General features: G+C 68.2%; 17 protein-coding genes and 1 pseudogene. 9 read left to right on the top strand and 9 right to left on the bottom strand.

Features of this window, described 5'->3' with window-relative positions; genetic code table 11:
* The first annotated feature begins 479 nt into the window (after positions 1-479).
* Both AB0J91_RS20120 and AB0J91_RS20125 read left to right on the top strand, forming a co-directional pair.
* Positions 480-932 (top strand): Hsp20/alpha crystallin family protein, encoded by a 453-nt coding sequence (locus tag AB0J91_RS20120; RefSeq protein WP_363870924.1) that lies wholly within the window; start codon positions 480-482, stop codon positions 930-932.
* 124 nt (positions 933-1056) lie between these two features.
* Positions 1057-1236, top strand: coding sequence for a hypothetical protein (locus AB0J91_RS20125; protein ID WP_363870927.1), 180 nt, complete (start codon positions 1057-1059; stop codon positions 1234-1236).
* An 826-nt stretch (positions 1237-2062) separates the two neighbouring features.
* Here AB0J91_RS20125 and AB0J91_RS20130 read toward each other — a convergent pair.
* Together AB0J91_RS20130 and AB0J91_RS20135 are read right to left on the bottom strand one after the other, a co-directional pair.
* On the bottom strand, positions 2063-2320 hold the full coding sequence (locus tag AB0J91_RS20130; RefSeq protein ID WP_363870930.1) for a hypothetical protein: 258 nt from the start codon (positions 2318-2320) through the stop codon (positions 2063-2065).
* Positions 2321-3261: 941 nt separating this feature from the next.
* Positions 3262-4764 (bottom strand): MFS transporter, encoded by a 1503-nt coding sequence (locus tag AB0J91_RS20135; protein ID WP_363870933.1) that lies wholly within the window; start codon positions 4762-4764, stop codon positions 3262-3264.
* A gap of 806 nt (positions 4765-5570) precedes the next feature.
* Between AB0J91_RS20135 and dapA the strand changes: the two genes are divergently transcribed.
* Entirely contained in the window at positions 5571-7970 is a 2400-nt protein-coding gene (dapA, locus tag AB0J91_RS20140) for a 4-hydroxy-tetrahydrodipicolinate synthase (RefSeq protein WP_363870936.1), read from the top strand.
* A 62-nt stretch (positions 7971-8032) separates the two neighbouring features.
* Here the strand turns inward: dapA and AB0J91_RS20145 are convergent, their stop codons facing one another.
* The 5 genes and pseudogenes from AB0J91_RS20145 to ribA form a co-directional block, all read right to left on the bottom strand.
* The gene (locus tag AB0J91_RS20145; protein ID WP_363870939.1) at positions 8033-8719 is read right to left on the bottom strand and encodes an enolase C-terminal domain-like protein; all 687 of its coding nucleotides are present in this window, start codon (positions 8717-8719) and stop codon (positions 8033-8035) included.
* Positions 8720-8817: 98 nt separating this feature from the next.
* A pseudogene (locus AB0J91_RS20150) lies at positions 8818-9153 on the bottom strand (mandelate racemase/muconate lactonizing enzyme family protein); the annotation flags it as partial.
* A gap of 12 nt (positions 9154-9165) precedes the next feature.
* Positions 9166-10269 (bottom strand): mandelate racemase/muconate lactonizing enzyme family protein, encoded by a 1104-nt coding sequence (locus tag AB0J91_RS20155; RefSeq protein WP_363870942.1) that lies wholly within the window; start codon positions 10267-10269, stop codon positions 9166-9168.
* Positions 10266-11369 (bottom strand): alcohol dehydrogenase family protein, encoded by a 1104-nt coding sequence (locus AB0J91_RS20160; RefSeq protein WP_363870945.1) that lies wholly within the window; start codon positions 11367-11369, stop codon positions 10266-10268. The genes AB0J91_RS20155 and AB0J91_RS20160 overlap by 4 nt, the downstream gene beginning before the upstream one ends.
* A 19-nt stretch (positions 11370-11388) precedes the next feature.
* Positions 11389-12594: a GTP cyclohydrolase II gene (gene ribA, locus AB0J91_RS20165; protein WP_363870948.1), complete on the bottom strand. Its 1206-nt coding sequence runs from the start codon at positions 12592-12594 to the stop codon at positions 11389-11391.
* A gap of 335 nt (positions 12595-12929) precedes the next feature.
* Between ribA and AB0J91_RS20170 the strand changes: the two genes are divergently transcribed.
* The 6 genes from AB0J91_RS20170 to AB0J91_RS20195 all read left to right on the top strand — a co-directional run bounded on the left by AB0J91_RS20170 (position 12930) and on the right by AB0J91_RS20195 (position 19806).
* Positions 12930-14222 carry an NAD(P)/FAD-dependent oxidoreductase gene (locus AB0J91_RS20170; RefSeq protein WP_363870951.1) on the top strand — a complete coding sequence of 431 codons (1293 nt, stop codon included), beginning with the start codon at positions 12930-12932 and terminating at the stop codon, positions 14220-14222.
* A 42-nt stretch (positions 14223-14264) separates the two neighbouring features.
* On the top strand, positions 14265-14765 hold the full coding sequence (locus AB0J91_RS20175) for a flavin reductase family protein (protein ID WP_363870954.1): 501 nt from the start codon (positions 14265-14267) through the stop codon (positions 14763-14765).
* 41 nt (positions 14766-14806) lie between these two features.
* Complete coding sequence (locus AB0J91_RS20180) at positions 14807-16333, top strand: aldehyde dehydrogenase (NADP(+)) (protein ID WP_363870957.1); 1527 nt, start codon at positions 14807-14809, stop codon at positions 16331-16333.
* Positions 16334-16443: 110 nt separating this feature from the next.
* The gene (locus AB0J91_RS20185) at positions 16444-17832 is read left to right on the top strand and encodes an LLM class flavin-dependent oxidoreductase (protein ID WP_363870959.1); all 1389 of its coding nucleotides are present in this window, start codon (positions 16444-16446) and stop codon (positions 17830-17832) included.
* 31 nt (positions 17833-17863) lie between these two features.
* Positions 17864-18652, top strand: a complete 789-nt coding sequence (locus tag AB0J91_RS20190; protein WP_363870961.1) for a fumarylacetoacetate hydrolase family protein — start codon at positions 17864-17866, stop codon at positions 18650-18652.
* Between the two features lie 359 nt (positions 18653-19011).
* Positions 19012-19806, top strand: coding sequence for an IclR family transcriptional regulator (locus AB0J91_RS20195; RefSeq protein ID WP_363791256.1), 795 nt, complete (start codon positions 19012-19014; stop codon positions 19804-19806).
* 549 nt (positions 19807-20355) lie between these two features.
* Here the strand turns inward: AB0J91_RS20195 and AB0J91_RS20200 are convergent.
* Together AB0J91_RS20200 and AB0J91_RS20205 are read right to left on the bottom strand one after the other, a co-directional pair.
* Positions 20356-21354: an LLM class flavin-dependent oxidoreductase gene (locus AB0J91_RS20200; RefSeq protein ID WP_363870964.1), complete on the bottom strand. Its 999-nt coding sequence runs from the start codon at positions 21352-21354 to the stop codon at positions 20356-20358.
* A complete protein-coding gene (locus tag AB0J91_RS20205; protein WP_363870967.1) occupies positions 21351-22670 on the bottom strand; it encodes an MFS transporter in 1320 nt (439 codons plus the stop codon). Before AB0J91_RS20205 ends, AB0J91_RS20200 begins: the two co-directional genes overlap by 4 nt.
* Between the last annotated feature and the right edge of the window lie 90 nt (positions 22671-22760).

Raw genomic sequence — 22760 nt, forward strand, 5'->3', positions numbered from 1 at the left:
GTCCACGCCCACCCCACCCAGACCGAAGCCCTGGGCGAGGCCCACCTCGCCCTGGCCGGCAAGCCGCTGCACGTGCACGGCTGACACCCGCACGCGCGTCCCTCGCACCTCGTTCCGGCACGCCGACCGGCGCCGTCGGTCTGCCCGTCGACATGGTCATCGGAGTGGTGATCCCGCTGGGCGTCGGTTTCATCATCGGAAACGCGAGCGAAGCCGGGCGCAAGCGGACCTTCAGTGCCCACGCTACCTATTCAAACGGGCTGACACCGCAGTCATCATGCCCAGTCGACTCTCGAATGCGCGTCTGTCACAAGCGTCGCTGTGCATGGAGGAATCTGTCCTTACCGGACTAGAATTCTGTTAGCAGTCGAGTTGCACCATGTGTCAGCGGGGACGTCACCCCGCCACCAAGAGCGCACCTGAGGCTGCCATCCAGGAACGGCAAATCCCCAGGGTTTGTGTTCTTAAGGAGGTGTGCGATGCCGGTACTGCGGTTCGACCCGTTCCGCGACATCAACCGGTTGGCCAACGAGGTGCTCAGTGCGACCCGCGCGCCGCAGCCCATGCCGATGGACGCCTACCGTCGCGGTGAGGAGTACGTCGTCGAGTTCGACCTACCAGGCATTGAGGGCGAATCTCTGGAAATCATCGCCGAGCACAACACACTGACAGTGCATGCTCAGCGCAGCCCGACCAAGCCCAGTGATGCGGAAATCAGCTACGTGGTCGCCGAACGCCCCACCGGAACGTTCGCCCGGCAACTGCAGCTCGGCGGAGCCCTGGATGCCGACCGAATCCAGGCTGAGTACCGCAACGGGGTGCTGACCGTGCGGATCCCGGTAGCCGAGCAGGCCAAACCCCGCCGCATCAGCGTCGATCGAGGCGACGAACCCCGCGTGATCGCCGGGGCCACCGAAGACTCCGACGGCTAAACAGGTCGGCTCTCTTCCAGCGGATCCCCGTGCCGGCCCAGCCTCTGGACCAGAGGCTGGGACCCGGGCGTGCGCTGGGAGGCGCCGAAACAGCGCGTCGGGTCGCAACGAACAGGAGTACGTCATGAAGCACCCCGAGGAGTACACGAGATCGGCCGAGCAATGTCTGCAGCAAGCCAAGGAACACTCCACCGGGGAGATCAGGCAGGCACGCCTGACCGAGGCCGCGATATGGGCACGACTCGCGCAGGCCGCCGCAACGGTCTACGCCGCCGACCGGCACGAGGCGAGCGAACAAGCCTGACACGGGTCGACTCCACCCACAAAACGTCGCTCAAGCACTCGCGCCGGTCGCCCTCCAAGGGTTCGGCCACCAGCAGGTCGGCGACGACGTTCGGTTGGGGGACTCCGAAGGGACCCAGCGGAAATCGTTGATCTCCCAGGCGTTGACGAAGCGTTGCGGCATGACGCTGCTCGCACCGGGCGTCTCCGGTAACCCCGAATCGCGAAGACGCTGCACGAGCGTCACACAACCGGCCGCATACGGATGTAAGGGCCTCCGCACTGCGGAGACCCTTACCGGAACGCTAGCTCGAGTTCGACGAGCGTCTTTCCCACTCCTGAACTCCGCCTGCTAGGGAACTTCCGGCAGGGCTCAGGACTACGAACGTCCTTGACGTTGGACCATGCATTCCTCCGGGGCTGTCGCGCCATCGCCCCTTCGGTTCACCGACCTTCTCAATCGATTCACCGCACCCTCAGTAAACACCTGTCCAGGGCATAAGTCAATGAACCGTGGGCCGTCTGAACTGCGGAAACCTAGTGCAGACCTTTTGCCGCACCCGCTACCGCAAGAAAGGTCGAAAGCGCGCTCGACACCTTCAAGTTGATGGAAAGACCGGACTCGACGGGCTGAGGTCGGCACCGCTCTCGCAACATGACTCCGGTCCACATGCTCGTCGAAGGGCAACCGAGCAGGACACGAGCGGAATCACAGACCAGCATTCCTGGTTCACCCCAGGAATGCTGGGCAGCTAACGGATCACGCCGCGGGCACGGCGTGGCAGCGGGGTCCTCGGGGCTCCTTCGGCAGCGGCCTGAGCAGGATCCATGCAGATGGAGTTTGCCAGTCAGCGTCCGCACGACCGACGCACCCTGTCACCGATTCCTCGACGGCTGTCCTCCTCCAGGCGCAGGGCGATACCGAGAGCGAAGAAGGTGGGGGCCCACTCCCCCACGAAAATCCCCCACCGATCCGCGCGGTCCACGTCAGCTTCTTCCACCTTGGCGGAGGCAATCCATGACACGAAACTCGCCCCGATCGAGGCGAACCCGGCGACGAACATCATGTCCGAGGTGACTCCAGCGTTAGCCAGCTTGCGCAACATCAGCGTGTCTCCCTGCCCTCATCGCGTTGTGTCCTCATTGGTGTGCTACCCGCGGTGGCTCCGCTCCAATCCAGTCTGCTGGGCACGGACGGCAACTGCCCGACGGTCACCGCACAGCGCTGGTGACGACTGCTGGAGTTCTCGGAGTGCGGCTCACAAATCGAAGCGGCAGAAGAGTGGCCATGGGACACCACGAGCACAGGACGACGCTGCGTTGTGACGCCGACGCACTGTTCGACTACCTCGCGACGTGGCCAACCTGCCCCACTACTTCGAAGCGATGACCTCGGCCGAAACCAACGGTGAACAGGAAGTCCACGTCGTCGCAGAAGTCGAGGGACGACGCCGCGCCACGCCTGGTCGCACACATTCGCAGGCACGCTCCATGTGCTGGAACCCCGGAAGGCCCGAACGAGTACCACGGCGACCTGCATGTAGCCGACGCCGAGGGCGTCACGGTCACGGTAACGCTGATACCGAACGCGCGGACGGACCCCGAATTCGCGCCGGACTGGAGCAAACACTCGCCAACATCAAACGGCTTGTGGAACCTGGTGTCGCGTGCTCTAGCAGCCCTCTGCTTCAACTGGTCTCAGGAAGCAGAAGGCGGGTGAGACCTCCTGACCAGCAGAAACACGATCACGACATGCGGTGGGACGGACTCAACGCGATCGCTGCTTCCAAGCGCTCTTTCGCGATCGCACTGAACCAGGCGAGTATCGTGCGCGGCTCCGAATCCGTTCGCCGCCCCGGCGGGAGTTTCAGGCGCGACCTCGACGCTGGGGTTTGGGGTGTGCGGGTTACCAAGCCGCACACCCCAAATCGTTTGCCTCAGAGGTCGCCGGTAGCCATCCGAATCTGGGCCATCGAGTATCGAATCACCGCTACCAGCACGACGACTCCACTCTGGTGCGAGCCGCTTCTTGCTCGCTGTCGTGGTTTCAGGCCCGATCGTCCACCTTCGGACGGGGCGCCAGGAGCATGGTCGAGGTGTCCAGTCGTTCGTCGGCGTCCTGGCCTGCGACTAGTTCGCGGGCTTCTTCCCTGCTGGAGACCACCGGGACCGATCCGCGCAGCGGGCGAGCGGCGGTCTCGCGCATGAACAGGGCGGCTACCACTGCGATGGCGGAGAAGAACATGACGTAGAACGCGGGCGCGTAGCTGTTGCCCGTCACCTGCACCAGCAGCTGGGAGACCAGCGGCACCGTGCCGCCGAACAGCGAGGTCGCGATGTTCTGCACGAATCCGACGGCGCAGTAGCGCGACGCGGTCGGGTACAGCTCGGCCATCACGGCGGCGTTCATGCACAGGAACAGCGTTCCCGGGATCATCACCAGCATCAGCGCGACGTAGAGCGACCACGTGGTCCCCAGGTTCATCAGCGCGAACGCCGGGACCAGGAGGATCAGGTTGCCGATCGCCGCTGCGAGGTAGACCGGCTTGCGCCCGAGCCTGTCCGACATCCGCCCGAAGACCGGCAGCAGCGCAGCCTGCAGCACGAGGATGACCACGGTGGCCAGCGCCGTGTGGAACGTGGCGATCCCGACCTGGGTCTCCAAGTACGTGGGCATGTAGCTGGTCAGGGTGTAGGACGATGCGCCGTCGGCACCGATGAGGGCGATGCCGATCAGCACCTGAGGCCAGTAGTGCTTGAAAACGCCGGGCAGGTTGTGGCGGACGAACATCGGATTCGCCGCCTGTTCCACGGTTTTCTGTTGCGCGGCCTCGAAACTGGGCGACTCCGAGACCCTGCTGCGCAGTGCGATCGCGATGATGCCGAGGAAGAACGCCACGAGGAACGGGATGCGCCAGCCGCCGTTGACCATGGCGTCCGGGCCCCAGAACTGGGTGGCGATGCCGCTGGTCGCAGCAACGACTCCGGCACCTGCCGCGAATCCGAGCTGCGAGCCGCTGTTGAGCAACGAGGTCCAGAATCCGCGGTTCTTGTCCGGCGCGAACTCCGCGATGTACGTGGCCGCACCGGAGTATTCGCCGCCGGTGGAGAAACCCTGGACCATGCGCAGCAAGTAGAGGGGCACAACAGCCCATGCGCCCAGCGTGCCCGAGCTCGGCAGGAGGCCGATCAGAGTGGTGGCCACGGCCATGAGGGCGATGGTGAAGAACATGACCTTGCGGCGGCCGATCTTGTCGCCCAGCGGTCCCAGGATGATGCCACCGAGCGGGCGGACCAGGAACGAGACGGCGAACCCGAACAGCGTCACGAGCAGGCCGAGCGTTGGGTCCATGCCGGCGGTGAACACCTGGGTCAGGGTGACGGCGAGGTAGCCGTAGACCCCGACGTCGTACCACTCCATGAAGTTGCCGACGCCGGCACCGACCTGTGCGCGGACGAGGGCCGGTTTGTCGAGGACGATGCAGTCCTCCTCGCGAAGGTTCCGCGCACCTTCGGGCTCTGCGGAGTGGTCATTTCTTCTATCGGACATCCTTGTCCCTCGTTTCTGACGATCGAGGCGAATCAACGTGGTGCGGACCTGGAGCGGGTCCTGGCTACGGCTGCGCGGCCCTCCTGGTTCATGGCTGCGGCCGCAGATCGGCACCGAGCGCGGACGAACTGGTGAGCGGGTGCTGACACGCGGCGGCGAATCAGCCCCGCCACAACCAAACACCCGACCGTGTTCATTTTTCGAACGTGATGACCAAAAACTTTGACAGAGGCTCGGCAAGCAAGTCAAGGGTTTCCGTGAAGTGGACGACGCCTTGCCGGGAGCCCTCCCGAAAAAACGGCCAAACAGCGAGCAGGCAAGGCGATCTCGCGAAGAACCGCACTACAGCCCTCGCTCACAGGTGGGCCAACGCGTTGAGGCCGCGCCTGACCGACAACCCCGCCCCATCGCACCCGACGCCCCCTTGACCGCGACACAGCCGCCTCAGTACGTTCTCTACATCGAACATTTCGTTCGTATAATGAACGTCTCGCGGAGGTGTTGCTACTCGCACATTGCGCGCCGCGTGAGCTCGCGGCGTTCCGGGCCGCCGCGGGAGCCGTCCGATGACTGCAGAGAATCCACCACGACGCAGCGCAGCGACGTGCAAGACATCCGGAGCACGGCATCGAGCTCGCGCCCCGAGGCCAGCCGCCACACCATGCGCGATCGCTCGATGAGCACCGCACATCGCCCCTTTCGAGTGCAGCGGTCGACGAGGTGCTTCCGCCCCGCGTTGCTCCAACGCCTCGCGGCCTGTCACCCGGAACTGAAGCCGAACGCAGACGAACCGAGGAGATTTCTGCATGTCGCAGCAATTGAGCGGTATTCTCACCGCCCTGCCGACCCCGTTCACCGCCGGCGGGAGAATCGACGTCGATGCACTGAGGAGTGTGGTCGACCGCAACATCGACGGCGGAGTCGACGGGTTGGTCGCGTGCGGCTCGACCGGCGAGTTCGCCGCGATGAGCGAGCAGGAGCGTCGCCTGGTCGTGGAGACCGTGGTCGAGCACGCGGCCGGGCGCGTCCCAGTGATCGCACAGACCGGAGCGGTGAGCACAGCGGAGGCCATCCGGCTGTCCCGCCACGCGCAGGAGTCCGGCGCCTCGGTCGTCATGCTGGTCACGCCCTACTACGAGCCGCTGAGCGAGGACGAGACCGAGCACTACCTGCGCACCGTCGCCCAGAGCGTCGACATCCCGGTGATGCTCTACAACCTGCCCGGCGTGACCGGCGTCGACCTCGCCCCCGGGACAATCGGACGGCTGGCTCGCGAAGTCGACAACATCCGCTACGTCAAGGACACCAACGCGGACATGTCGCGGGTGCGCCAGCTCATCCACCGCTACGGCGACGTGATCACCACCTTCGGCGGCTGGGACACGCTCATCCTGGCCACCCTCACCGAAGGCGCGGCCGGCGTGGTCGCCGGTAGCGGCAACGTGGTGCCGGCCGAGTTGGTCTCCCTCCACCGCGCGCTGCAGGCCGGCGAGCTGGACCGGGCGCGCGCCGAGTGGTCTCGGCTCTACCCGCTGATGGAGTCGCTGATGTCGATGCCGTTCGTCCCCGCGGTCAAGGCCATCCTCAACTCGCTGGGCCTGCCGATGGGCGCTCCGCGCAGTCCACTGCTGGAACTCGATGCTGAGACCGCAGAACGGGTTTCGGCCGAAGCGGCCGCGGCGCTGGGTCAGCGGGCACCGTTGCCGACCGCCGTGTCGGGCACGGTGCTGCGCAGCGCCGATTCCCGTCCGCTGTGCTCGTCCTCGGACCTGCCGCCGTCCCGCCACTTCATCGACGGCGGCTACGTCGACTCCACCTCGACCCGGGTGCTCGACGTGGTCGACCCATGCTCGGAACGGGTCCTGTGCCAGGCCCCGGACGGCACCGCCGAGGACGTCGACCAGGCGGTCGCCGCCGCGATGAGGGCCAAGACGTCGTGGGCTCGGCTGGTTCCCAAGGACCGCTCCGACGCGCTCCACGCGATCGCCAACCGCGTGGAGGCGCACGGCGATCTGCTCGCCAGGATGGAAGCGGCCAACACCGGAAAACCGCTGGCCGTCGCCCACGACGACATCGCAGGCACCGTCGACATCTTCCGCTTCATGGCCGGCGCGGTGCGCGCCACGACCTCGATGGCCGGCGGCGACTACCTCGACGGGCACCTGTCGGTGATCCAGCGAGAGCCGGTCGGCGTGGTCGGTGTGGTTACGCCCTGGAACTACCCGCTGATGATGGCCGCCTGGAAGATCGCGCCGATCCTGGCCGCGGGCAACACCTGCGTTCTCAAGCCCTCCGAGCAGACCCCGGTGACCACGCTGAAGTTCGCCGAGCTGGTGAACGATCTGATCCCGGCGGGCGTGCTCAACATCGTCACCGGCCGCGGTGACGTGGTGGGTGCGCGGCTGTCCTCGCACCCCGACATCGACCTGGTGGCGCTGACCGGCTCGGTCAACAGCGGTCGCGCGGTGGCCCGGGCCGCGTCCGAAGGCCTCAAGCGGGTCCACCTCGAGCTCGGCGGCAAGGCGCCGGTGCTGATCTTCGAAGACGCCGATCTCGCCGCCGCAGCCGAAACCCTGCGCACCGCCTCGTTCTGGAACTCCGGCCAGGAGTGCGGCGCGGCCTGCCGCGTGCTGGTGCACGAGTCGGTGGCCGATCGCTTCGTCGAGCACCTGGTGCGTGAAGCCGCGTCGCTGACCGCGGGAGAACCCGCTGTGGACGGCGTGGAGATCGGTCCGGTGGTGTCCCGGGCGCACTTCGACCGCGTGCGCGGTTACCTGGAACGCGCGCAGCGGGACGGGGCACGGGCCGCGCTCGGCGGAGCTGCGCTCGACGGGCCCGGATACTTCGTGGCACCCGCCGTGCTCGTCGACGTGCCGGAAGGCGCGGAGATCACCCGCGAGGAGGTCTTCGGCCCGGTGGTCACCGTGGAGACCTTCCGCGACGAGGACGAGGCCATCCGCCGTGCCAACGACGTGCCCTACGGGCTCTCGGCCTCGGTGTGGACCGAGAACGCACGACGCTCGCACGAGCTGCCCGCGCGCATCGACGCCGGCACCGTCTGGGTCAACTCCCACCTCGCTCTGGCCAACGAGGTGCCGTGGGGCGGCTTCAAGGGCTCCGGATACGGCAGGGACCTGTCCCTCTACGCCCTCGACGACTACTCCCGCACCAAGCACGTGATGCACAACCACGCCGCGAGGCGCTGAGACGCGGAAGTGCTGTGGTCCTCGGAGAGTTCCAGGGACCACAGCACTTCTCGCCGTTGGGCCTAGGCCTCCCACACCTGGAGCGGTGCGCCGAGTCGGTCGACGCGGACGTCGAGGCCGAGTCCTGGGCGGTCCGGGACCAGGACGCCACCTCTGGTGATCGGAGCGTCGAAGTCGGCCGTCTCGGTGCTGACCATGCTGCGGCAGTCGAGCACGCACCGCAGGAAGCGCTCCGGCACGGTTGCAGCCAGGTGGGCCACGGCGGCGAAGGCGATGGTCGAGCCGACGGTGTCCTGCACGCTCACCGTCGCTCCCGCGGCGAGCGCGATGTCGCGCTGCCGTCGCCCACGGGTCAGTCCGCCTGCCTTGGAGACCTTCAGACCGATCCCGTCGGCGACGTCCTGGCTGATCATCGTGATCAGGTCGTCCTCGTGCTGCACGAGCTCGTCGATGACTATCGGGACCGTGCAGCGGCGGCGCAGCGACATCGTCTCCCGCCACGTCCCGCACGGAGCCTCGAGCACGAAATCCGTTCCTCCGGGCAGCATTCGCAGCATCCGCAGCGCGGTCTCCGGTGTGAGTCCCCCGTTGGCGTCGGCCAGGAAGAACTCGCCCGGTTTGCGGTCGGCCAGGCAAGCGCTGATCCGCTCGGCGTCCAACGCCGGCCCGCCTTCGGAGTCGAGGGCACCGATCTTGATCGAGTGCCCCAGGTAGCCCTGCTCGCGGTGTTGGGCCACGCGTTCCCGCATCTCCTCCGGGGTTCCGGAGTAGATCGACGAGATCGCCGGCAGCCGCTGGCCGGTGGAACCGCCGAGGAGTTCGCAGGCCGGCAGCCCGACTTGCCGAACACGTCCCAGCAGGCCAGGTCGATCGCCGATTTCGCGTGGTTGTGCCCGACCAGCGCAGCGTCCATCGCCTCGTTGATCCGATCGACCTGACGCGGATCGCTCCCCAGCAGCCGGGGTGCGATCTCGGTGATGCCGGCCCGCGCGCCCAACGCGTGCGCGGCGATGTAGGTGGATCCGAAGGGCGTGCTCTCGCCCCACCCTTCGAGTCCGGTGTCGGTCACCAACCGCACGAAGGTGGCGTCGAAACTGCGGTACTCCCGACCGCCCGACAGCCGGTAAACCCCACCCGAATAAGGCAGATCCAGCTGGTACAGCTCGATCTTGTCGATCTTCACCGCAATCTCCTCTCAGAAGGACGCCGTTGGGGCACCGAAGAGGGTTTCGTCCGGGGTGATGCCCAGTCCGGGGCCATCGGGACGCTTGATGTGGCCGTTCTCGGCGGTGATGCCGTTGTCCGGGTCGTAGTGGCCGTCGATGTGATCAGCCGCCACCCAAACGCCCTCCAGCAGCTCAGGCGCCACCGTGACGCCGATGTGGGTGCAGGCCGCGGCGATGATGTCGCCGCCCCAGGAGTCGTCGCAGGTGTGCGGCAGACCCCGGGCTGCGCAGAGATCTCGGAAGCCGCGCATGGGGTGCAGTCCGCCGAGCCGGGTGACCTTCATCCCGAACCCGTCGACCAGTCCGGTCCCGGCCGCGCTGATCGCCGCGTCCAGGCTCGTGCCGCTCTCGTCCAGGTAGAGGGCGTGATCGATCTGCGGGCGGATCTTGCGGAGGTCGTCGACGGTGTTGCAGGGCTGTTCCAGGAAGAAGGGGACGTCTGGGCACTCGCGGCTGATCCGCAGCGCGTCGCGGGTGGTCAGGCTGCGGTTTCCATCGACTGCCAGGGCTGTGCCCGCACTCCGGGTGACCTCCCAGACCTTGCGGATGGTCTCGATGTCCTGCTCCACCGGTCGGCCACCGATCTTGACCTGCAGGCGCGGGTAGCCCTGGTCGCGCTTCTCCGCGGCCAGGCGCGCGGTCTCCCCCGGGTCACCGATGCTGAGGGCGTAGTAGGAGGGAACGCGGTCGGTGATCGCACCGCCGAGCAGGTCGGAGACGCTGACACCGAGGTGCTTGCCCAGCAGGTCGTGGGCGGCGATGTCGATCGCGGCCTTGGCGTAGTGGTGGCCGTGCAGCAGCCCGCCCATCCGCCGGTGCAACGGAACCGGCAACACCTCGGTTCCCAGCAGCCCGGGCGCGATCTCCGAGACCGCCGCGACCGCACCGGCCGCGTGGGACTCAGCGTAGGTGGGGCCGACCGGGCACGTCTCGCCCCATCCGGTCAGCCCGTTGTCAGCGACCAGTTTCACCAGCGTGGTCTTCAACGCCCGGACATCGGCGTGGGCCATCCGGTACGGACCGTCGTGGACGGGCAGATCGTGGCTGTAGACGTGGACTTCGGCGATCCTCAACTTTCGGCCTCCGGCATGGTGAGCACGAGCTTGCCCATGAACTTCTTGTTCAAGAACTCCTCCTGCGCCTTCCCGATCTCGTGGAGCGGGAACACCTTCGCGACGTGCGGCCGGAATTCGTCGGCCTCGACGTAGGAGATCAGGTTGGCGAACACCTCGTCGTCCTGGAAGGTGCAGCCCACCAGCGTCAGGTCCTTGAGGTAGAGCGTGCGCAGGTCGATCTGCGCGATGGGCCCACCGATCGCGCCCGCCGTGGCGTAGCGACCCCCACGACGCAGCAGGTCGAGCAACGCCGGCCACTGCTCGCCGCCCACGAGATCGACCACGACGTCGACCGAACCCTGACCCAGCTCGGCGACCAGGTCGGCGCCGCGATCGACGACCCGGTCGGCACCGAAAGCGCGCACCTCCTCGGCCTTGGCGGCCGAGCAGACCGCGATCACGGTCGCCCCCCTGCGCTTGGCCAGCTGCACCGCGGCCGAGCCCACACCGCCCGAAGCACCGGTGACCAGCACCCGTTCCGAGCCGAGGTCGACGCGGTGCAGCATGTTCTCGGCGGTGGAACAGGCGCACGGTACGGCGGCGAGCTCCACATCGGACCAGGTGCAGTCCACCGCGTGGGTCTCGCGCGCCGGTGCCACGGCGAACTGGGCGAACCCGCCGTCGCATTCGCTGCCGAAGGTCCAGCACTCGTAGGGCCGGTAGTCGACGTAGCTGCGCAGCATGTTCCGCACAAGGACCCGCTCCCCGATCCGCGACGGGTCCACCTCATCACCGACCGCGACGACGTGGCCGCAGCAGTCGGCGCCCTGGATCCTCGGGAACTGCATCGGCTCGCCCGACCAGGTCGCGTCGGCGTCGTTCACGCCCTCGAAGCCGGTCGTGCCGCCGGTGTTGGTGGCCTGCCCGACCGACTTCGAGTACCAGCCGATCCGGGTGTTGATGTCGGTGTTGTTGATCCCGGCCGCGGCAACCTTGATCAGGACCTCGCCGGGACCAGGCCGGGGCACGGCCACGTCCGTGCGGTATTCGAGCTGTTCGAGACCGCCGTGGCCGTTGAGCATCACCGCGTGCATGGTGGACGGCAACGAATCCGTCATCGATGGCTCCAGTCCTCGTTCAGGCCGGCTGTTCGAGCAGGTGGCCCATCCGGTCTCGTTTGGTGGCCAGGTAGCGCATGTTGTGCGCGTTGGGTTCGGCCTCCAGCGGAAGCCGCTCGCTGATGGTGATACCCCGGTCGGCCAACGCGCGACACTTGTCCGGGTTGTTGGTCAGCAAGCGCACCGACCCGACACCGAGTTCGGTGAGGATGAGCGCGGCCGGGTCGTAGTCGCGGCTGTCGACCGGTAGGCCCAGCGCGCGATTGGCCTCTAGGGTGTCCATGCCCTGGTGCTGCTGGAGTTCGTAGGCGCGCAGCTTGCGCCCGAGCCCGATGCCGCGGCCCTCGTGCCCGCGCATGTAGATGATGACGCCGCGCCCTGCGGCAGCGACCGACTCCATCGCGGTGCGCAGTTGCGCACCGCAGTCGCAGCGCAGCGAGCCGAGCAGGTCCCCGGTGAGGCATTCGCTGTGCAGGCGGACCAGCACGTCCTCGCCGTCGACCTCGCCCATCACCAGTGCGAGGTGTTCGACGCCGTCGGCCGTCTCGTAGCTCAGCGCGCGGAAGTGCCCGAGATCGGTGGGCAGTTCGGCCTGCCCGGTGCGGCGAACTCCGCCGTGCTCGCGCATCCAGTCCACCAGGGAGGCGATCGAGATCATCGGAATCGCGTGCTCCGCAGCGAAGGCATCCAGCTCGGGACGGCGCATCATGGCCTTGCGGTCCGGCGTGACGATCTCGCACAGCAGAGCGGCACCGCTGAGCCCGGCCGCGCGGCACAGGTCCACGCCGGCCTCGGTGTGACCGGTGCGCTCCAGCACCCCGCCCGGCTTGGCGCGCAGCGGCATCACGTGGCCGGGACGGGCCAGCTCCGAGGGCGCCAGCGTCGGATCGGCCAACGCCCGGATCGTGGCGGCGCGGTCGCTCGCGCTGATGCCGGTGGTCGTGCCGTGCCGGTAGTCGACGCTGACCAGGAACGCGGTGCCGTGGCTCTCGGTGTTGGCGGAAACCATCAGGTCCAGGTCGAGCTCGGCGGCCCGGCGCTCGTCGACCGACACGCACAGGAACCCCGAGGTGTGCTCCAGGAAGAACGCGACCTCATCGGTGGTGGCGTGTTCGGCGGCCATGATCAGGTCGCCTTCGTTCTCCCGGTCCTCGTCGTCGACGACGAGGACCTTCCCGCCTGCGGCGAGGGTGGCGACGGCTTCGGCAATGCTCGACGTGGGCATCGATCTCTCCTGCACGCGTGGATCACCCGGCTGGACGCTGACCGCCGCTGCGAGTGATGGCCGGATCCTGCGCGCTGGGCCGTCCGAAGGACACACCGCAACGCTCGTTCAAGTAATGAACGTCTTGTTCACGGATGCTCGCACTGCGCCGGTGCGCCGTCAAGCAGAAATGCGCCCCTGACCTTGCAAGTCCGCACCGGATAAGACTCTTGACGCGCCGAGCGAGCGGGGTCACAATATCCCCCGTTGCGTTCGTATATTGAACGCTCTGTTCGTAATTTGCTCGATCTTGAGCGCGTGAAACCCGGCGTTGCCGACTGCGAGGGAGTGCCGCTGTGTCTGAAGAAACCGATGTCGTCGTGGTCGGTGGCGGGGTCGCCGGTCTGATCACCGCCCGCGAGCTGGACCGCAAGGGCCTGCGCGTGACGGTGCTGGAGGCCCGCGACCGGCTGGGGGGCCGGGTGTGGACCGATCACCGGTTGGGCCGGGACCTGGAGATCGGCGGGACCTGGCTGCACTGGGTGCAGCCGCACGCGTGGGCCGAGGTCAACCGCTACGGCTTGGAGGTCACTCGCGGGCCGCGACCGGAGGAGGCCTACTGGCTGGCCGGCGACGACGTCCGCACCGGGACCCTCGACGGGTTCATGGAGCTCATCGACCCGGGCATGCGTCGCCTGCTCGAAGGCACGATGCAACACATTCCCCGGCCCGACAAGCCGCTGTCGAACCCCGAATTGGCTTCGGTGGACGGGTTCAGCGTGCAGGACAAGCTCGACGAGCTCGACCTGCCGGTCGAGGAGTACCGCGCCAACGAGGCCGCGTGGGTGGGGCACTTCAACGCCCCGCTGGGCGACGGCGCCTTCACCAGCGCGCTGCGCTGGACCGCGGCCACCGCGGGTTCGTGGCACCTGATGCACGAGGCCTCGGCGGTGTTCCGGCTGGCCTCGGGAACTCGGTCGCTGATCGAGGCGATCGTGGCCGACACCGACGCCGACATCCGCACCTCCACCGAAGTCTCCCGCATCGAGCACGACGCCGACGGCGCAGTCGTGACCACCACCGGCGGCGAGCGGATCCGCGCGCGGCGCGTGGTGCTGACCCTGCCGCAGAACCTCCTCGGTGACCTGGACATCTCACCGGGGTTGTGCGCGGAGAAGAAGGCCGTCACCGCCGAAGGCACGGCCTCGAAGGGCGTGAAGGTCTGGATCCGGGTGCGCGGCCCGATCAAGCCGTTCTTCGCCTACTCCTCGGCCGCGCACCCGCTGTCGGTGGTGCGCACCGAATTCCTGGGCGACGACGACGCGGTGCTGGTCTCCTTCGGCGCCGACGCCTCCCGGATCTCCCCGAACGACCGCGACGCCGTCGCCGAGGCGCTGCGGGTGTGGCGGGACGACCTGGAAGTCCTGGAGGTCACCGGGCACGACTGGATGGCCGACCCGCACTCCCGCGAGACCTGGCTGATGCAGAAGCCGAACCAGCTGACCCGCTACTTCGCCGCCCAGCAGCGCGCCGAAGGCGTCCTGCACTTCGCCGGCAGCGACTACGCCAACCTCTGGGCCGGGTTCATCGATGGCGCCATCGAAAGCGGCCACCGCGTCGCCCGCGACATCACCACCGCTCTCACCTGACCACCCATCGAACACCGGCACTGACTGGGAGGCAACGCGATCATGACACTGTCGACCCCGACGATCGAACCCCGCTACTTCCGCGACGTCATCGGCCACCTGCCCACCGGCGTGACCGTGGTGGCCGGCCGCGAACCCGCCACCGGCACCCCCGCCGGACTCGTGGTGGGCACCTTCCAATCGCTGTCGCTGGACCCGCCGCTGGTGACCTTCAGCGTCGCCACCACCTCCAGCAGCTGGCCCAAGATCCGCAGCGGCCACTTCAGCGCCAGCGTCCTGGCCGACGACCAGCACCACGTCTGCAAAGCCCTCTCCAGCAAGCAGGCCGACAAGTTCGCGCAGCTCGACTGGCGCACATCCGCCGAAGGCAGCCCCCAGATCGCCGGCGCCCACGCCTGGATCGACTGCAAGCCGCTGCACGAACTCGAAGGCGGCGACCACGTCATCGTCGTCGCCGAAGTCCTGCGCCTCGAAGCAGGCCACGGCCAGCCCCTGATCTTCCACCGCGGCCAACTGGGCACCTACCAGCAGCCCCAGCCCTGAACCCGCTCCCCCATCGCGACGAAGTGAGAGCACACCACCAGATGAACACCACACCGCACCTGACCGAACCGGAAGAAACCCCGGAGGAGCTCGAGGCGCTGCTGGCCGCCGCGACCTCCGCGGCAGCCGACTGGGGACAGCGGTCACCGCACGATCGAGCGGACGCGCTGTCGGCGGTCGCCGACGCGCTCGACACCGCCGGCCACGACCTGATCGCCGAGGCCATGCGCGAGACCGGCCTCGCCGAAGGACGGCTCACCGGCGAGCTCAAGCGCACCACCGTGCAGCTGCGCATGTTCGCCGAGCACCTGCGCGACGGCTCCTACCTGCGCATCGCCCTCGACCGCCAGGACCCCGACTTCGTGCTGGGCGCCCGTCCGGACCTGCGCCGGTGGCTGATCCCGCTGGGGCCCGTGCTGGTCTACGCCGCGAGCAACTTCCCCTTCGCCTTCTCCGTCGCCGGCGGCGACACCGCCTCGGCACTCGCCGCGGGCTGCCCGGTCCTGCTCAAGGCACATCCCGGCCACCCCGAGACCTCCCGCAAGACCGCTGAAGTCGTGAACTCCGCCCTGCGGACCGCGGGAGCACCGGAGGGCACTTTCGCGCTGCTCACCGGCAGGCAGGCCGGGGTCACCGCGCTGCGCGACTCGCGCATCGCCGCGGGCGCGTTCACCGGTTCGGTCGCCGGCGGCAGGGCCCTGTTCGACATCGCCTCATCGCGGCCGAACCCGATCCCGTTCTTCGGTGAACTCGGCAGCATCAACCCCGCGGTGGTCACCAGCGGGGCCGAGCGCGAGCGCGGCGAGCAGATCGCCGCGGGCTTCGTCGGCTCCTTCACCCTCGGCGCCGGTCAGTTCTGCACCAAGCCCGGAATCCTGCTGCTGCCCAGTGGTTCCGAGCTGCCCAAGCGGATCGCCGAACTCGCCCAGGAAGTTCCGCCGGCGCGGATGCTCACCTCGTCGATCGCCGAGCGCTACCGCGAACGCACCGCCGAGCTCGCAGCCGCCAAGGGCGTCGAGGTGCTCGTGCGCGGCACCGAACACGCCGATCCCTCCGGTGTCCCGCAGGTGTCCCCGACCGTCCTGCACGCCGGATCGGTGGCCGACCTGCTGACCGAGCCCGTGCTGATGGAGGAGAACTTCGGCCCCTGCGCGGTCATCGCCGAGTACGACACCGATGACGATCTGCGCGAGGTGATCTCGGCGGTTCCCGGGACGCTCACGGTCACCGCGCACCTGGCCGGACAGCCCGATGACGCCGAGCGGCAGCAGGTCACCGGCCTGGTCGCGCTGGCCGCCTCGCGGTCCGGACGCGTCCTGTTCGACGAGTGGCCGACCGGCGTCGCGGTCACCCCGGCACAGCAGCACGGCGGCCCCTACCCGGCGACCACCGCGGTGTCGACCACCTCGGTGGGCACCGCGGCCATCGAGCGCTTCCTGCGGCCGGTGACCTACCAGAACGCGCCCGAATTCCTGCTGCCGGAAGCGCTGCGCGAGTCCAACCCGCTCGGACTGCCGCGCAGCACCCACCAGCCCGGCGCCTCGCGGAACTGGGCGCCGCCGCAGTGACCACACGCCGGCGGACGGCCCCCGCCCGCCGGCCTCTCCCCCGCCTCGAACCGAAAGCGGCTCGAGGTGCCTCCACCCTTCTCCGGAAAGCTCACAGAGGAGTAGAAGACATGCCGTCTCGCCGCATGCGCCTGTTCGCCTTCGAGTTCCAGGGGCCCGCACACCTTTCGGCGGGCCTGTGGCGGCACGAGAAGGACCAGGGCCACCGCTACAAGGACGTCCGCTACTGGACCGAGTACGCCAAGCTGCTCGAGCAGGGCCACTTCGACGGCGTGTTCTTCGCCGACAACGCCGGCTACCACGACGTCTACCAGGGCAGCGCCGCAGGCGCGCTGGCCGACGGGGCGCAGCTGCCCGCCAACGACCCGGCGCTGGTCATCTCGGCCATGGCCGCCGCCACCGAGCACCTCGGTTTCGGCCTGACCGGCTCGACCACCTACGAGCACCCCTACACGCTGGCCCGCAAGTTCAGCACGCTCGACCACCTCACCGACGGCCGCATCGGCTGGAACCTGGTGACCTCCTACGCCGACAGCGCCGCCCGCAACGTCGGCAACGGCCAGCTACCCGCGCACGACGAGCGCTACGACGTGGCCGCCGAACACCTGGAGGTCTGCTACAAGCTCTGGGAGGGCTCCTGGGACGACGCCGCCGTGGTCCGCGACGTGGAGCGCTGCCTCTACGCCGACCCGCAGCGGGTGCACGACATCAACCACCAGGGCAAGTACTTCAACGTCCCCGGTTTCGCGCTCTGCGAACCGTCGCCGCAGCGCACCCCGGTGATCTTCCAGGCAGGCGGTTCGTCGAAGGGCCGTGCGCTGGCCGCAGCCCACGCCGAGGGCGTGTTCGTCAACGCGGTCTCGAAGAAGGCGCTGCGCCGCCAGGTCGACGCATTGCGCGCGCAGGCCGCCGAAGCCGGCCGCGATCCGCGTTCGCTGCGGGTGCTGCAGATGCTCAACGTCGTTGTCGCCGAGACCGACGAGCTGGCGCAGGCCAAGTACGAGCAGTACCGCAAGCTGGTCAGCTACTCCGGTGCGATGGCCCGCTACAGCGGCTGGACCGCGCTGGACATGTCCCAGTTCGACCCCGACGTGCCGCTGCGGCACGTCAAGACCGACGCCGGCCAGACCATGGTGGACCTGTTCTCCAAGATGGACCCGGACAAGGAGTGGACACCGCGCGACATCGCCGAGTTCATCGGCATCGGCGGCAGCGGCCCCACCATCGTCGGATCCCCGCAGACCGTCGCCGACGAGCTCATCAGCTGGGTCGAGGACTGCGACATCGACGGCTTCAACCTCGGAAACGCCGTGAAGTACCAGGACATCGCCGACTTCATCGAGCTCGTCGTGCCCGAACTCCAGCGCCGCGAGGCCGTCTGGACCGAATACCAGGGCCGCACGCTGCGCGAGAAGCTCCACGGCCCCGGCAACACCCGGCTCGCCGAAGACCACCCCGGCCACAAGTACGCCCACGCCGCACTCGCCGCGGGCCACTGACGCCCCAGCCCTCAAAGAAGAGGAAACCCCGATGCAGACAACCGAACTCCACGAGATCGCCACGACGCTGCGCCACGCGCGCCTCAACCGCACCCCGATCGCCGCACCGACCAAGACCTGGCAGCAGCTCGACGCCGATGCCGCGTTCGAGGTCCAGCGGCTCACCGTCGAGATGGCCGTGTCCGAGGGCGACCGCGTCGTCGGATACAAGCTCGGCAACATCGCCAAGGCCATGCAGGCCGCGTTCGGGCTCGACCAACCCGACTACGGCTTCCTGCTGGCCAGCACGTTCACCTACGAAGGAACCACGGTCGACCCCGCGCGGTTCATCGAACCCTTCGTCGAGCTGGAACCCGCGTTCCTGCTCAAACGGCACCTGCGCGGCCCGAACCTCACCGTCGCCGACGTCATCAACGCCGTCGAGCACGCCGTGCCTGCGATCGAGATCATCGACTCCCGGGTGCAGAACTGGGCGATCGACCTGCCCGACACGCTCTCGGACAACGGCTCCACCGGAGCGGTGATCCTCGGCGGCACGCCCCGCCAGATCACCGACCTCCGGCTCAGCGACACCAGAGGGACCCTGCACTTCAACGGTGAACCGGTGATGTCGGGCAACACCAACAACATCCTCGGCAACCCGCTGTCGGCGACCGCGTGGCTGTGCAACCGCCTCGCCGCTTACGACGTCGAGTTCGAGCCCGGCCAGATCATCCTCCCGGGAAGCTGCCTGGAAGCAGTCCGCATGAACGCCCCCGGCACCTGGACCGGCGAGTTCGCCGACTGGGGCTCGGTGCAGTTCGAAGTCTCCCCGGCCTGACCTGCGGCATTCGGGGCTTGCGGGTTCTGCTCAACCCGCAAGCCCCGAAGAAGGCTCAGCCGGGCAAACGATTCGTTCAGAATGCAAACACTCATGGAGGCTGATGGCACGACCGGCGTCGACCCGAAGACGTCACCACTAGCACCCCTCGGAGCGGAAGGCGGCACCAGCACCTCCTGCCGCGGCACGCTGCCCGCTCACCAGCGGCGACTCCACTCGTCGGGTGCCACAACCTCGCCGAGGCCCTCCAGCGAGGCGCACGACGCCTCGGCAACGTCCTCGCCAGCGCGTCCACTAAGTGAACGCGCCTGTTAGGCTGTTCGCACGACAGGACCCGCGCGATCAGGAGGCGAGCAGCGATGGGCGACGAGCCCGAGCACCCCGACTTGGCCAACAAGTCGGTCACCAAAGCAATGCGCCTGCTCCGCGAACTGGCCGCTCAACCGCGCACCGGCGCCACCGTGACCACCCTCGGCAAGGCCGCGGGCCTGAGCAGGCCCACCGCGTTCCGGCTGCTCCACAGCCTGGAACAAGGCGGCTTCGTCGACCGCATCGACACCAACTACGTCCTCGGCTGGGAACTCGCCCGCCTGGGCAGGCAGGCCGACCCCTACGCGGGCCTGGTCGCCCACGCCCAGCCTCTGCTGCAGGAGCTGGCCGACAAGTTCAACGAGTCGGTGACCCTGTCGATCCCGAACGCCCAGGACGGCCTCGATCTGGTGGCCGAGGCCGCCGGCTCGCACGTGGTCGGCATCGTCTCGCGCAACATGGTCGGCGAGCGCTACCCCATGCACGCCAGCTCCACCGGCAAGGTCCTGCTCGCCGAACAGCCCGCGGAGAAGCTGCGCCGAACCCTGCCCGACGAGCTCGAGGCGTTCACCCCGTACACCATCACCGACCGCGACGCCCTGTTCAAGGAGCTGGAGCAAGTCCGCGAACAAGGCTTCGCCATCATCGACAACGAGCTCGAACCGGAACTGCTGTCGCTGTCGCGCCCGGTCCGCGACAGCGCGGGAACCATGGTCGCCATCCTGACCCTCAACGGCCCCCGCAGCCGCTTCGGCCGCGCCCACATCCCCGAAGCCCTGCAGCAGATGCAGGGCACCGTCGACCGCCTCGCCGACCTCTTCTGGCGAGACTCCGCCAACTACTGACCCGCACACCTGGCACTGAAGCCATCGTGATTCTCAAACCTCAAGAGGCCGCGACACTGCGGCAGGTTTGCCATGCCACCCCGCGGGACACGGAGGCGCGGCCAACGTCTGCGGTCTGTTGAATTGCGGGCCAGAGCCGACAGTGCAGCCCTGCCTGTCCCACCAAGATGTCCCAAGTGGACCTGCGCCGGGACGGACGGGACGGCGAAAACCCTCGAAACGACCCGCAGTGCCCGGCCGGGAGTCACGGCCGGGCACGCGCTCGCCGTCTACTGCCGCCCATGACAGCGCCGATGCTCGCAGTCCCGGCGCGCGCAGTCGGCCAAATGATCATTCGATGCTCGACCGACGGGGCAACGCCGACCAGATGAGCCGGATCTCTCCGACCTGGCCAATATTCATTCGCCACAGCCGTCTGACGCCGGTCAACGGCATCGCCCACGTAACTGCGCTACTCGATCTGGCGTAGACGCGCTCATAGCGAGTCCGGCGGACCACCAGCGGCAAGCCACACGAGAACCTCGATCACCTCGGTCTACGGCAGAAGCACTAGGGCCCTGCGATCGGCAGAACCAGGTCGGCGAAGTCCGCGACCAGGCTCCGCGGCAAGTCGTACGATCCGACGTGTTGGAGGAGCACCGACGAGACGCCGGACCGGCTCAGCTCGGCGAGCCGATCCGCGATCTCCTCCGCCGTGCCGTACAGGCAGAACCGGCGGGCGAACAATTCCGCCGCGTCATCGTCCACAAGAGATTCGCAGGCGCGGACTGCGGACTCCCAGGATTCTGCGTGGAGGAGATCAGGGCGAGCGTCCGGCAGCCGCTCGGGCACGTGCACCCGAACTCCCGCCTCCTCGAGGAATGCCGCTCCGCCGTTCGCCGCGATGCTGAGGCAGACCGGCTTCAGTTCTCGTGCGTCCCGTCGGACCGCGCCGGTGACTCGGCAGAACGCCGACGCCGTGATCGGTCCGAACTCCCGGCCGGCAGCGCCGGCCGCCACCTGCCGGATCGCGGCACCTAGTGGTTCAGGCGCCACCCCGGACAGGAGTATCGCGCCGTCCGCGAGCTCACCTGCGAGCCTCAGGTTCCGCGGCCCGCTTGCCGCCACGTGGATCGGTACGGCCGCGGGATCGCGCAGTCGTGCCCGCGCGCCACCGAAGTCCGTCTCCTGGCCTGAAAGGAGGCGCCGGATCGCAGTCACTCCTGCGCGCAAACCGGATCGGGTTGACGGGGCGAGGCCGACCGGGGCCACCGAGCTGTTGCCGACCCCGATCCCGAGGACGAACCGGCCCGGGGCGAGCTCGGCCACTGTCCGCGCTGCGCCTGCCACCACCGACGGGTGCCGGGTCACCACGTTCGTCACCGCCGTGCCCAAGCCGATCCTCGACGTGCCCTCGGCCGCCGCAGCTGCTGTGGCGAAGGCGTCTCGCCACAGCAGCTGCGAATCCGGGAACCACACGTCGTCGAACCCCCGGCGCTCCGCCTCCTGGACGAAGGCCACCAGCTCGGGCAGAGGTGCGCACGGAGGGACCCGGACCCCGATCCTCATGCCGCCGGGACTCCCGACTCCTGGCGAAGGCTGCTGCCGGATTGCTCGGAACGCGCTTCTCGGATCAGGAGCCCGGCGACGAGGCTCACCGCCGCCGCCGTTGCCATGTACCCGGCGACCGCGACCCAAGTGCCGGTCGATTCCAGCAGCCACGTGCTGATCGCGGGGGCGAAGGCGTTGCCGGCGATCGTGCCGATCGTGAAGCCGATCGCCATGCCGCTGAACCGCAGCGAGATCGGGAACGCTTCCGAGAAGTACACCGGGAACATCGCGTAGTTGCCCGCGTAGCCGGCGAACAGCAGCACGAAACCGAGCAGCATCAGGCCTTGGTCACCGGTGTTGAGCAAGGGGAACCAGACGAACGGGAGCACGACCATCGACGCGGCGGTGGCGGTGAAGACCGTGCGCGGCCCGATCCGGTCGGCCAGCCTGCCGTACAGCGGAGCGGTGATGACCACCACGACGAGCCCCGGCAGCAGGGCGCCGAGCATCGTGGAGGTGCTCAGGCCGAGCACCGTCTTTCCGTAGGTCAGGGCGTAGACCGAAGTCACGGTGATCACGACCCCCGCGCCGATGGTCGCCAGCGTCACCAGCACCACGGTGCCACCGCACTTCCGCAGCACGTCGATCAGCGGCAGGGTGTGCACCGAGCCGGTTCCCTTGACCTCGGCGAACTCCGGGCTCTCGCGCAGGCCCATCCGGATGACGATTCCGGCGACCACGAGCAGCACGCTCACCAGGAACGGGATCCGCCATCCCCACGCCAGCAGCGCGCTCTCCGGAAGCTGCGCCACCAGGAGGAACATCCCGTTCGCCAGGATGGTGCCGATGGCCGTACCGGTGTTGAGCACACCGCCGAGGAAGCCGCGGCGATGCTTCTCGGCGTGCTCCACGGTGAGCACCACGGCGCCGCTGGACTCTCCGCCCAGCGACACGCCTTGCACGATGCGCAGCGCGACCAGCAGCACCGGTGCGGCGAGACCGATCTGGTCGTAGGACGGCAGCAAGCCGATCGCGGTGGTCGCGACTCCCATCATCAGCAGAGTGCTGACGAGGATGGACTTGCGGCCCATCCGGTCACCGAGGTGTCCGAACAACAACGCGCCGAAGGGCCGCGCCACGTATCCGACGCCGAAGCTGGACAGCGAGATCAGCGTTCCGACCGCCGGGTCGCTCGCCGGGAAGAAGATCTGCGGGAACAACAGCGAAGCAGCGAGGCCGTAGATGAAGAAGTCGTAGAACTCGATGGTGGTGCCGAACCAACCGGCCAATGCGGCCCTGGTCGATTGTCGTTGCAGTCGTGCGTCAGCGGGCATTGCTGCCTCCCGGGATCCGGTTGAAGTGGAGGTACTGTTGATTGCGGACCGAGACCGCGGCAACGCCGAAGGTCCGCTCAGCGAACCGCA

Origin of the sequence: Saccharopolyspora sp. NPDC049357, assembly GCF_040677225.1 — a bacterium.
Classification (GTDB): Bacteria; Actinomycetota; Actinomycetes; order Mycobacteriales; family Pseudonocardiaceae; genus Saccharopolyspora.